This is a genomic window from bacterium, from assembly GCA_008933615.1.
In the GTDB taxonomy this organism is placed as follows: domain Bacteria; phylum CLD3; class CLD3; order SB21; family SB21; genus SB21.
On the sequence record WBUR01000044.1, the window covers coordinates 20,013 to 30,435 of the forward strand.

The following is a 10,423-nucleotide window of genomic DNA, read 5'->3' on the forward strand; positions in this document are numbered from 1 at the left end:
TTACTTGTTTTCACATAAAGGGATCCGATAAAATGAAACAGTTATTTATAATCGTGTTACTGTGTTTAATCACAGGAAACGCAATCCGTGGTCAGCAAAAAGAATATCCGACGTCGAGGTTTTACACCGAGGCCGGTTCCGAGCCGCGTGAGCGCGTGGTGGATTTTGAGCGCATGCGACTCGAAGTGTCATTCGATGCGCCGAAAGGACTCGTCAAAGGAAAGGTGACGCATTATTTTTCTCCGCTGAGAAAACAAGTGAGTGAAATTTATTTTGACGCAGTCGGCATACGTATTCAACAAGCTTTACTTAATGGCAAATCGGTTGAATATGTGAACAACGGCAAAGGGATCACCGTTTACCCCAAACCGGCATTGGCTTGGAATACCAACGACAGTATTACTTTTGTTTACGAGGCAAATCCCCGTGAAGGAGTGTATTTCGTCGGATGGAATGATCCAAAAAATATAATGCGTAAACAGATATGGACGCAGGGGGAGGACATTAGTCACCGCCACTGGATTCCGATGTATGACGAGCCTAATGACAAAATGATTACGGAGACGATCATTACGTTCGACAAAAATTACCGCGTTATTTCCAATGGAAAAAAAATTTCTGAAAAAGAAAATAAGGATGGAACAAGGACCTGGTTTTATGCGATAACCAAACCGCATTCGAGTTATCTGCTGATGCTTGCTATCGGAAATTACGAAGTCAAAAATGTCAAGTCCAAGAGCGGCGTGCCCATCCAGCTTTGGTATTATCCCGATCAGGCGGATCGTGTAGAACCGACGTATCGGCGCACGGCAGATGCTTTGGATTTTCTTGAAAAGGAAATCGGGGTTCCATATCCCTGGACCAATCTGGCCAATATTCCTGCTTCGGATTTTGTAACGGGCGCCATGGAAAATACGACGGCGATATTGTTCGGTGATTTCTGGTATATCGATGAACGCGGTTTTCTGGACGACATTTATATCGATACCGATATTCACGAACAGGCCCATCAATGGTTCGGTGATCTTACCACGATGCGTAGCTGGAAAGGCCTATGGCTGAACGAGAGTTTTGCAACGTACTACGGAAAGATGGGCTGTAAGAAATTTTTTGGTGAAGAATTTTATCAATGGAATCGCCGTGAGGAACATGAAAAGTCCTTGCGAGCATCGGAATCCGACCGTCTGCCGCTTGTGCATACCGAAGCAGGAGGAACGAGGTACTATCCTAAAGGCTCTGCGGTGATCGAAATGATGAATTACGTCTACGGCGAAGACGCATACAAGCGTGTCATTTATCATTTTCTAAGCCACCATCGTTACCGGAACGTGGAGACCAACGATCTGTATCAATCCTTTATGGATACGCTGGGCGTAACGCCGGATTGGTTCTTTGACCAGTGGATCTACCGCGGAGGCGAACCGCATTATCTAGTAAATTATTTTGACGTAAAGGAAGACCATAGACGCACGGAGATCATGATAAACCAAATTCACGCGATGGACGAATTGACCAAAGTATTTAAAATGCCCATTGTGTTTGAGGTTCATTATACAGACGGAACCAAAGATAGCGTGCGTGAATGGATAGATCAAGCTGTGCAGAAAACGGTAATTCCCAATCGGGATAACAAAACTATCGATTTTGTTTTATTCGATCCGGGAGATTGGATTCTTAAAAATGTCACATTTGAAAAAACACTTAACGAACTGAAAGCCCAGGCGCTGCGGGCGTCGAACATGATTGACCGCTATGACGCAGTCGTAGGAATGCGATCACACCCGGCGGCAGATAAACGCGATGCGCTGCTTGAACTATTTGCGCGGGAAACATTTCATGCCATAAAAAGTGAAATTATTGCACAGCTTATTTATGACTTCGATAAAAAAAGTATAACGCTCATTCGCGCCGGATTAAACGATCCTTCGGTTGAAGTGCGAAAAGCCGTTCTAGATAACATGAAGCTAATCCCGGCCTCTCTGAAAACGGAATTTGAAGTTCTGCTGACTGATTCTTCCTACAATATAGTTAACACTGCGTTGACCAAGCTGACTGACCAGTTTCCGCAAGATATAGATCGTTATCTCGAACTGACCAAGAATCAGTTCGGCCTTGCCAACGAGATCAAATTTAATTGGCTGGAAATCAAAGCGAAACGCGGCGATAAAGAGGCCTTACAGTCCATTGTGGAATATACAAGTAATTCTTACCCGGCCTCATGGCGGCGGCAAGCATTCAGAATACTTAAAAGATTCAATTACATGGACGATACCGTTCTCGCCAATATGTTTGATGCACTTCTGTATTCAGCCGGTTTTCTTAGCCCATCGGTCAGACCGGTTGCAGATTATTATTACGAACAATATGAGTTTAAGAATAAAATTAAAGCCTATTATGATTCTCATGCATGGGAACCCTGGCAAAAGGATATTTTACGGAAAGTGGTGAGATAGCCTATGCATCCGAATGAAAAAGTTATCGAAACATTTTATGCTGCGTTTCAAAAACGCGATGCACGAACGATGGCAGATTGTTATGATGCGGATGCCGAATTTTCTGATCCCGTGTTTCAGAACCTGAAAGGCAAACAAGTTCCGGCGATGTGGCGCATGCTGTGTGAACGCGGAAAAGATCTAAAAATCGAGTTCAGCGATATTCATGCGGATGAACATTCAGGAAAAGCGCATTGGGAGGCTGAATACACGTTTTCTGCAACCGGGAGAAAGGTTCATAATAAGATCGAAGCTGCGTTTGAATTGAAGAATGGGAAAATCGTTCGTCACACGGACGTCTTCAATCTCTGGCAGTGGACAAAAATGGCGCTCGGTTTCAAAGGGTTATTATTAGGCTGGACGCCTTTGGTTCAAAACGTCATTCGAAAGCAAGCCAATCAATCATTGGAGAAATTCATAAAACATGAAAACATTTCTTAAGGAATTCCGACACACGCTGGAAGGCGCATCCGCCCGTCTTCAAAAATTAAGCGATGAACAAAGCCGTATTCCAAAAACATCCGGTAAATGGTCGGCTAAACAGATCATTGGCCATCTTGTAGATTCCGCCGGGAACAATCATCAGCGATTTGTTCGCGCGCAATTCAAAGGCGATCTTGTTTTTCCGGGATATGAACAGGAAGCATGGGTGAAGGCTCAAAATTACGAAACGGAAAACTGGCGCGAACTTATCCAACTCTGGAAATCCTATAATCTTCACATCATTCACGTTGTAGAAAACATTCCGGCTGATATTCTGAAACAAAAACGCGTCAAACATAATTTACATCAAATCGCATGGAAAACGATTCCTGAACAGGAACCGGCGACGCTCGAATATTTCATTCGCGATTACGTTGGGCATTTAATGAATCATCTGGAACAAATCTGGTCACAGTATAAGATATGAATCTCGAAATAATCCGCGAATATTGTTTACGTAAAAAAGGAGTCACGGAGGACTTCCCGTTTGATGAAGAAACGCTGGTGTTCCGCGTCATGGGAAAGATATTTTTATTGGTAGGCATTGACCCGGCAGAATTTATTAACCTCAAGGCCGATCCGGAAAAAGCGATCGAATGGCGGGAGTTATATGATGGAGTCAGGCCGGGCTATCACATGAATAAGAAACACTGGAACAGCGTGTACCTCGACGGATCGGTTCCAGATAAAGCAGTTCTTGCGATGATCGATCACTCGTACGAATTGATCGCAGCAGGTTTGAAAAAAACAGATAGGGAAAAGTTGAAAAAGATAAGATGAAAATGCTTTGAGTCTTAATTACCGTATGTGTAGAGCGAATTGTCAATTCGCTCTACATTATTTCACTCTGATAATAAGCTATTGTTGAAATGGATTTCTATCTTTTCACTATGAACAAATAATTTATCTCACCCGTCTCGCCACTTCCGCGCCGAATTCATTAGTCCCGCATGTAGAATTCTTATTCAGGTCCGGCGTGACAAATTTCCCTTCCTTAATTATCTCCCGCACCGCCTTATCTACGCGTACCGCCGCTTCATGTTCGCCGAGATACTCCAGCATCATCACGCCGCCCATGATCACCGCGGTCGGATTGGCAATATTCTTTCCGGCGATATCCGGGGCGCTTCCGTGGACCGCTTCGAAGATGGCCGCCGTTTTGCCGATATTGGCGCCGGGAGTTAATCCAAGACCGCCGACAAGTCCCGCAGCCAGATCCGATAAAATATCGCCAAAAAGATTCGTGGTCACCATCACATCAAATACCGTAGGATCCATAACCATTTGCATCGCGCAGGCGTCGATGATCTTGTCCTGAAATTCTATTTCGGGGTATTCCTTGGCAATTTCGTGGGCAACTTCCAAAAATAAACCGGATGTACATTTCAAAATATTGGCCTTGTGAACCACCGTAACTCGTTTGCGTTTATTATTCCGGGCATATTCGAATGCATAACGTATCGATTTTTCCGCGCCCGAGCGGGTGATTATGGCGGTGCTTTCCGCGGCAATATTGACCCCGTCTGCTTTTATAAAATGCTCAATGCCGGAATAAAGCCCCTCCGTATTTTCACGAACTATCATGATATTGACATTTTTGTATCGTAAGTCCAGTCCTTCAAACGACGTTGCGGGGCGAACGTTGGCATAAAGTTCAAATTCCTGTCTCAAAGCCACATTCACGCTGCGATAACCGATGCCCACCGGCGTAGTCAAAGGGCCTTTAAATGCAAGGCGGGACTTACGGATGGATTCCAAAGTTTCGAACGGGATCGGCGTGTCAAATTTTTCAACCGCCGCCATGCCGGCGAGCCGTTCCTCCCATTCAAATTTAACTCCCGTCGCGTCCAGAACCTTGACGGCCGCCTCCATGATCGAGGGGCCGATGCCGTCGCCGGGGATTAGTGTGACTGGGTACATGTAAAAGTTCTCCTATGAATATTAATTTATCAAATTTCCAAAATACAATTCTTAGATCTCAAGCGAATGCCCAAAGCGGTACGACTCGCTATTTTGTGGAATTTAGAATCGCTTCGGCTTCCTTTAATTGTTCAATAGTATTAATTCCGGAGATCTCACGATAATCTTCCGTGACGTAAGCGCACACTTTCTTTTTTTCATGAATTAATACGTTCAATACGTCGGGTAAATAATATTCGTTCTGTACGTTATTTGAATTTATTTTTTTCAGCGCATTAAATAATTCACGCGATCGAAACAGGTATATACCTGAATTTATTTCTGTAATTTGTTTTTCAACATCGGATGCGTCCTTATGCTCGACGATCTTTTGAACCGATTGATCGGTTTGTCGAATCACACGTCCGTATCCGGCGGGATCAGGCATGTGCGTTGTGAGAACCGTTGCGTCCGCTCGCTGCTCAGCATGCATTTGAATCAGGTGTTTCATGGTGCCATACGTTAACATCGGCACATCGCCTGATAAAACCAGAACTGAGCCGTCATATGTTTCCAAGAGGCCTTCCGTTTGCATAACCGCGTGGCCGGTTCCCAACTGCGGTTCCTGAATGACAAATTCAATTTGTTCATTCTTCAGTGTTTCTTTTACATACTCTTTCTGGTGTCCGATGACGGCGATAACACGATCGGAACCAAGGTCTCTCGCCAGCTGAATCACATAATGAATCATCGGCTTACCGTTAAGCGGATGGAGAACCTTTGCCAGATCGGATTTCATGCGGGTGCCTTTCCCCGCCGCCATGATCACAGTAACAAAATTCATTATGGTTTCCATGTAATGAAGTATTGAAAAGTTCCTCCCGCATCAACCGAATAATTTGACCGTACAACAAATTCCTTAATTGCTTTTGTTTCCAGAACCTTTTGAAAATATCCGACGGTAATGTATTGCAGCTCGGGGATCAGATAATTTATGATGACGTTTACCTGGGCGTCACCCGGCGTGTTTTTTATGTTTACAATTTCCCCTTCCGAGTAGTAGGTTCCCCAGCCTTTGGAAATAAGGCTGATCGTACGTTCGACGGAGCCCCATCCCAAAACATAGGCCATAAGTCCTTTCAGATGGGATTGGGCTGTAAATTTTCCGCTGTCGATGCAGACCTGTTCGGTGGTTAAATTTTTTTCTTTTTTTGCCTGCACGATCATGGCTTTAATCAAGGCATTGTATATACTGCAGTCATACCAGGTTGCGCTGGAGATCATGCGCAGCATATGATCCGGTGTTGCAAAATATTCTTCCATAGAATAATTGCCTTTGATCATTTTTTGCAGTTCAGTTGAAGGCAATTGTTTCAGTATTTCCATCCAGTTTAGTTTCAGATGCTGGATGAACTGTAATCGCGCGATCAATAACGACCCTTTGATCGACTTTTTTGGTTTTTCTCCGAACATACGATCCGATCTTTATAAGTTTTGTTTAGAGAATTATATTATCAATAAGGCGCGTTTTTCCAAAATACACGGCAAGCGCGATCAGCGAGTTCGGCGAAACTTCGGCTATTTCGCTCAACGTTTCCGGATTCACAACGGTTATATAATCAACTTTTGCCAATGGATTTAGTTGAATATATTCACGCATCGCCTCAAGAATAACCGCGCTTCTTTTTTCACCTGCGTTAATCATTTTTTTTGCCACTTCCAATGACTGCGACAGACACACCGCTTGAGTCCGTTCATCCGAACTGAGGTATCTGTTTCTTGAACTCATAGCCAACCCGTCAGTTTCACGAATGATCGGGGCCATGATGATTTCCGTTTCCATCATTAGATCTTTCACCATGCGGCGAATAATAAAACACTGCTGAGCGTCCTTCTGTCCGAAAACGGTGACTTGCGGGCTTACGATATTCATCAGTTTTGCTACAACCGTCGTCACGCCGCGAAAATGGGTTGGCCTGGTCATACCGCACATGACCGAACTTAGATCGGCAACCTCGACATAAGTTTTTGCGTTAGTTGAATACATATCTTCCGAGGACGGATGAAAAACTACATCCACGCCGGCTTCTTCAGCTAGTTTTTTATCGACATCCCACTGGCGGGGATATTTATCGAAATCTTCGTTAGGCGCAAATTGAAGCGGGTTCACAAAAACGCTCATGACGACTGTGTCGCATTTCCCCTGCGAACGCGCAACCTCTATCAGGCTCAGATGCCCCCGGTGCAAGCAGCCCATGGTTGGAACAAACCCGATACGTTTTTTTTGAAGTCTCGCGGTTTGAGACCATGCATTCATTTCTTTGGGCGATGTGAGGATGATCATGAGTAGCGCCGTTTTTTATTCCGTTATTTCGCCCGCTAGGGATAACGTGAAATTATTTTTTACTTTTGGTGTACTTCCTTCACATTGTCCCAAAAGATACATCGCTTTGGTAATCGCAGCTTCCGTTGTCATATCTCCGCAGGTTATAGCTCCCGCATCGAGCGCTTGTTTCCCGCAGTCGTATAACTGCAGATCCACAGAACCGTTCATCGACTGACTGGTTATCGCAACCAATTTTCCGGATTGCGACATTTTCTTAATAAAAGGGATAACCGAATGGTCCAGAACGGGAACATTCCCCGCGCCAAATGCTTCCAGAATAATCACTTTAACATCGCTTTGGATCAAGCTGTCAAAATACACGGGGTCTAAGCCGGGAAAAAGGCGCAGACATAATACTTCGTTACTAAATGCTTTGTCTAACCTAAACATGCCGGCCGGCATCCGGTGGTTATTCTTGATCTCTATATGAAGTCCCACTTGAGCCAACAGTGGAAAATTCGGCGAGGCAAATGCATCAAAATCATCGATACTGATTTTTTTTGCCCTATTCCCGCGAAAGAGTTTGTAATCAAAAAATATACACACTTCCGGAATGTCATGCGTGGCGAGTTCTATCGCATTGATCAAATTACTTTTTGCATCCGTTCGGATCGCGCTAAGCGGTCTTTGGGAACCCGTCAGGATGACGGGTTTCGGCAGATTATTCAGCATAAAAGAAAGCGCGCTGGCCGTATAACTCATAGTGTCCGTACCGTGGATGACAACAAAACCGTCGAAACGATCCATGTTGTTAGCGAGAAGTGTTCCGAGGTCTACCCAATGTTTGGTTGAGATATTTGAACTGTCTACGGTGAACTGACTCTGAAAATCAATTTCTGCAATATCGCGGGCGCCGGGAACGTATTGGAACACCTCGTTGATGAATTGTGTAGATGCTACGCTCCCGCTTGTGCCGGGCGACATGCCCATGGTACCGCCGGTATGGATCAATAATATTTTTTTCATAAGCCCCGTTCGTTCTAAGGCGCTGAATTTACACGAAAAATATATTAATACAAATAAAAAATCCCTCCGTTTTGCGGAGGGATTTTGTAGTACAGAAATTTCAATTCAGGCTAATGATTGTCATCCTCGTCTTGATCATCATCGTCGTCATTTTCTTCGCCGTCATGATCGTTATCTTTCATTGCCTTCTTGAAAGATTTCTTGATGTTATCGTCAATATCGCTTCGATTAGATTCATTCATCGGATCCAGATAGAGTCCGTCTTTCATGAACCAGCCCGCCGGAGCAACCAACATGGTCGCATTCACGTCATTCGTTGAGTCCGTGACGACCAAAGGCGGATTGATCTCCAGTTCCTGCTCAATATCCTTTTTGCTTCTGTACAGGAATGGCGTTCCGTTGTAAGTTCCGCGGATCACGACTGAAAATCGCTGATCGCTGCTTGCGCCTGCAACAAAATCCGTATCGGAAACAGCTTCGTCGTCTTCCGGTTTGTGGATCTTGAATTTGATTTCATCATAGATCCCGTTCGGAATGTCGGTGGCCGCTATCTGGGTCACTCCGCCATTCATGTCAAGATTGACAATAAAAGGTCCCACTTTATAATCAAGGGAGTCTTCGACGTCGGTTTTGAATTTAATGTTTTTGAGCAGTACTTTGGCCGACGAGAGAATGACGGTGTCAGCGGCCGTCTTTGCAAAAGCGGACATATCCACTTTCATGCTCAAGGAAGAACCGGGCGCGGTACTTCCGTTCTTCTTGTCGCAGGCACTGAATGCGACAAGCATGATCAGCGCGACGATCAATCCGTTTGTTTTGAGAACGTTTGCTTTCACGAGGGATTTCATAAATACTCCTTTGTTTTGGTGAATACCCCAGAGAGAATCTATATTAAAAGAACTTATATCCGAGTTTCGACTATATATCAACTTAGTTATATATGATCAGACCAACTGTGACAACCGTCACATGAGCAAATTTATTTTAATAAAAAATATATAGCGTAAATTTTTCTTTACGCATGAATATGCGTGACTTAAATTCAATAGCTTCAAGATAGAAATGGGTTATTCCGCCTTACCGGTTTGTACTGATTCAGATCGCATTGCAATCTTTGATCGACACCGGTAACAGAATAACCCATTTTTAAGAATGCTGGGATCAGTTACTTGTCGTTCTGGTTACCGTCCTTATCGTTGTCTTTGAAACCGCGAAACGAATCTTTGATCGTATTTTCAATTGCGGAAACATTGCTCGCGTTTACGTCCGTCGGATCAAGATATCCGCCGTCTCCGTCCGAAAACCAATTTGTTATGTTGACCGCCAATGTAAGATTGGCAGTTCCAATGCTGTCCGCTATTATCAATGCAGGATCGATATTGAAGGACTGATTGATTGTGTTTCGTGATCTGAAGACAAAACGACTCGAATTGTATGTTCCAATGATGATGATAGAATACCGATCGTTCCCGCTTGAGCCTGTTATGAAATCAGGATCGGGGATACTTTCGTTTGCATTGGGTTTATGTAACTCAAATTTGATGTGGTCATAGATGCCCTGTGGAATATTGGCGGCTTCAACAGTTTGTACGGCGCCGTTAAGATTTAGATTGACCACGATAGGACCGCTCCTGAAGTCTGATGAATCCGAATCTCCCTGGTTTTCAAACTTGATACGCGTAATGAGAATCTTAGCGGTATCAATGGTCAACGCGCCTGGAACGGATGATTTTCCAAGAACCTGCTCTGTCATGAAACTTAAAGTGGCGTTGGTTGAATCTTTTTTGTCGTCGGAACAACCTGCAAAAAAGATTGTAACGATAAAGCTTGCCAGCAGGGATTTCAATAAATTCCTCATAATATTCCTTTCAGTTCAAATGTTATACTATTGTTTTATAGAAGTTTGATTTAGACAGTTATATGTTTGAACGCGACAACCTATAGAAAAGGTAGGTATTGGATCGAACTGCATTTGTGATGGGCGTCACAAAGCGTATGATTTTACACAAATCACACAAAAAATGTTTAATTAGAAAAACGTGTTTATTTGGGTTACATAACAAGTCATGGTGAGACATTATGTTAATGAGTCGGTGTTTTGATAAGTTTCTTCTAAATTTAAAATGGAGAACTTATCATGGAAACACAAACCTCAAATTTAAGTTTTAAAGGACAACACTTTTACGTAGGTATCGAC

General features: G+C 43.8%; 11 protein-coding genes. 4 read left to right on the forward strand and 7 right to left on the reverse strand.

Annotation, left to right across the window (positions count from 1 at the left end):
* Positions 1-32: 32 nt before the first annotated feature.
* The 4 genes from F9K33_14175 to F9K33_14190 are packed head-to-tail and all read left to right on the forward strand — an operon-like array spanning position 33 to position 3,755.
* Entirely contained in the window at positions 33-2,453 is a 2,421-nt protein-coding gene (locus F9K33_14175) for a M1 family metallopeptidase (GenBank protein KAB2878186.1), read from the forward strand.
* A 3-nt stretch (positions 2,454-2,456) separates the two neighbouring features.
* Positions 2,457-2,933 (forward strand): nuclear transport factor 2 family protein, encoded by a 477-nt coding sequence (locus F9K33_14180; GenBank protein KAB2878187.1) that lies wholly within the window; start codon positions 2,457-2,459, stop codon positions 2,931-2,933.
* On the forward strand, positions 2,917-3,402 hold the full coding sequence (locus tag F9K33_14185; protein ID KAB2878188.1) for a DinB family protein: 486 nt from the start codon (positions 2,917-2,919) through the stop codon (positions 3,400-3,402). Before F9K33_14180 ends, F9K33_14185 begins: the two co-directional genes overlap by 17 nt.
* Positions 3,399-3,755 carry an MmcQ/YjbR family DNA-binding protein gene (locus tag F9K33_14190; GenBank protein ID KAB2878189.1) on the forward strand — a complete coding sequence of 119 codons (357 nt, stop codon included), beginning with the start codon at positions 3,399-3,401 and terminating at the stop codon, positions 3,753-3,755. The genes F9K33_14185 and F9K33_14190 overlap by 4 nt, the downstream gene beginning before the upstream one ends.
* A 123-nt stretch (positions 3,756-3,878) precedes the next feature.
* On the opposite strand, the gene F9K33_14195 is transcribed toward F9K33_14190, so the two are convergent.
* From F9K33_14195 to F9K33_14225, 7 genes are all read right to left on the reverse strand, one after another.
* Positions 3,879-4,895 (reverse strand): NAD-dependent isocitrate dehydrogenase, encoded by a 1,017-nt coding sequence (locus tag F9K33_14195; GenBank protein KAB2878190.1) that lies wholly within the window; start codon positions 4,893-4,895, stop codon positions 3,879-3,881.
* Positions 4,896-4,983: 88 nt separating this feature from the next.
* Positions 4,984-5,718 carry an NTP transferase domain-containing protein gene (locus F9K33_14200; protein KAB2878191.1) on the reverse strand — a complete coding sequence of 245 codons (735 nt, stop codon included), beginning with the start codon at positions 5,716-5,718 and terminating at the stop codon, positions 4,984-4,986.
* A complete protein-coding gene (locus tag F9K33_14205) occupies positions 5,718-6,347 on the reverse strand; it encodes a hypothetical protein (protein KAB2878192.1) in 630 nt (209 codons plus the stop codon). The genes F9K33_14200 and F9K33_14205 overlap by 1 nt, the downstream gene beginning before the upstream one ends.
* A 25-nt stretch (positions 6,348-6,372) precedes the next feature.
* Positions 6,373-7,218, reverse strand: coding sequence for a pantoate--beta-alanine ligase (locus tag F9K33_14210; protein KAB2878193.1), 846 nt, complete (start codon positions 7,216-7,218; stop codon positions 6,373-6,375).
* Between the two features lie 15 nt (positions 7,219-7,233).
* A complete protein-coding gene (locus tag F9K33_14215; protein ID KAB2878194.1) occupies positions 7,234-8,331 on the reverse strand; it encodes an asparaginase in 1,098 nt (365 codons plus the stop codon).
* A gap of 5 nt (positions 8,332-8,336) precedes the next feature.
* Entirely contained in the window at positions 8,337-9,074 is a 738-nt protein-coding gene (locus F9K33_14220) for a hypothetical protein (GenBank protein ID KAB2878195.1), read from the reverse strand.
* 317 nt (positions 9,075-9,391) lie between these two features.
* Positions 9,392-10,084, reverse strand: coding sequence for a hypothetical protein (locus F9K33_14225; GenBank protein KAB2878196.1), 693 nt, complete (start codon positions 10,082-10,084; stop codon positions 9,392-9,394).
* Positions 10,085-10,423: the final 339 nt, after the last annotated feature.

Excerpts from the sequence above, each read along its gene's own strand:
- F9K33_14185 (KAB2878188.1), top strand. The coding sequence starts at position 2,917 with ATGAAAACATTTCTTAAGGAATTCCGACACACGCTGGAAGGCGCATCC.
- F9K33_14195 (KAB2878190.1), bottom strand. The coding sequence starts at position 4,895 with ATGTACCCAGTCACACTAATCCCCGGCGACGGCATCGGCCCCTCGATC.
- F9K33_14180 (KAB2878187.1), top strand. The coding sequence starts at position 2,457 with ATGCATCCGAATGAAAAAGTTATCGAAACATTTTATGCTGCGTTTCAA.
- F9K33_14190 (KAB2878189.1), top strand. The coding sequence starts at position 3,399 with ATGAATCTCGAAATAATCCGCGAATATTGTTTACGTAAAAAAGGAGTC.
- F9K33_14175 (KAB2878186.1), top strand. The coding sequence starts at position 33 with ATGAAACAGTTATTTATAATCGTGTTACTGTGTTTAATCACAGGAAAC.
- F9K33_14225 (KAB2878196.1), bottom strand. The coding sequence starts at position 10,084 with ATGAGGAATTTATTGAAATCCCTGCTGGCAAGCTTTATCGTTACAATC.
- F9K33_14200 (KAB2878191.1), bottom strand. The coding sequence starts at position 5,718 with ATGAATTTTGTTACTGTGATCATGGCGGCGGGGAAAGGCACCCGCATG.
- F9K33_14220 (KAB2878195.1), bottom strand. The coding sequence starts at position 9,074 with ATGAAATCCCTCGTGAAAGCAAACGTTCTCAAAACAAACGGATTGATC.
- F9K33_14205 (KAB2878192.1), bottom strand. The coding sequence starts at position 6,347 with ATGTTCGGAGAAAAACCAAAAAAGTCGATCAAAGGGTCGTTATTGATC.
- F9K33_14210 (KAB2878193.1), bottom strand. The coding sequence starts at position 7,218 with ATGATCATCCTCACATCGCCCAAAGAAATGAATGCATGGTCTCAAACC.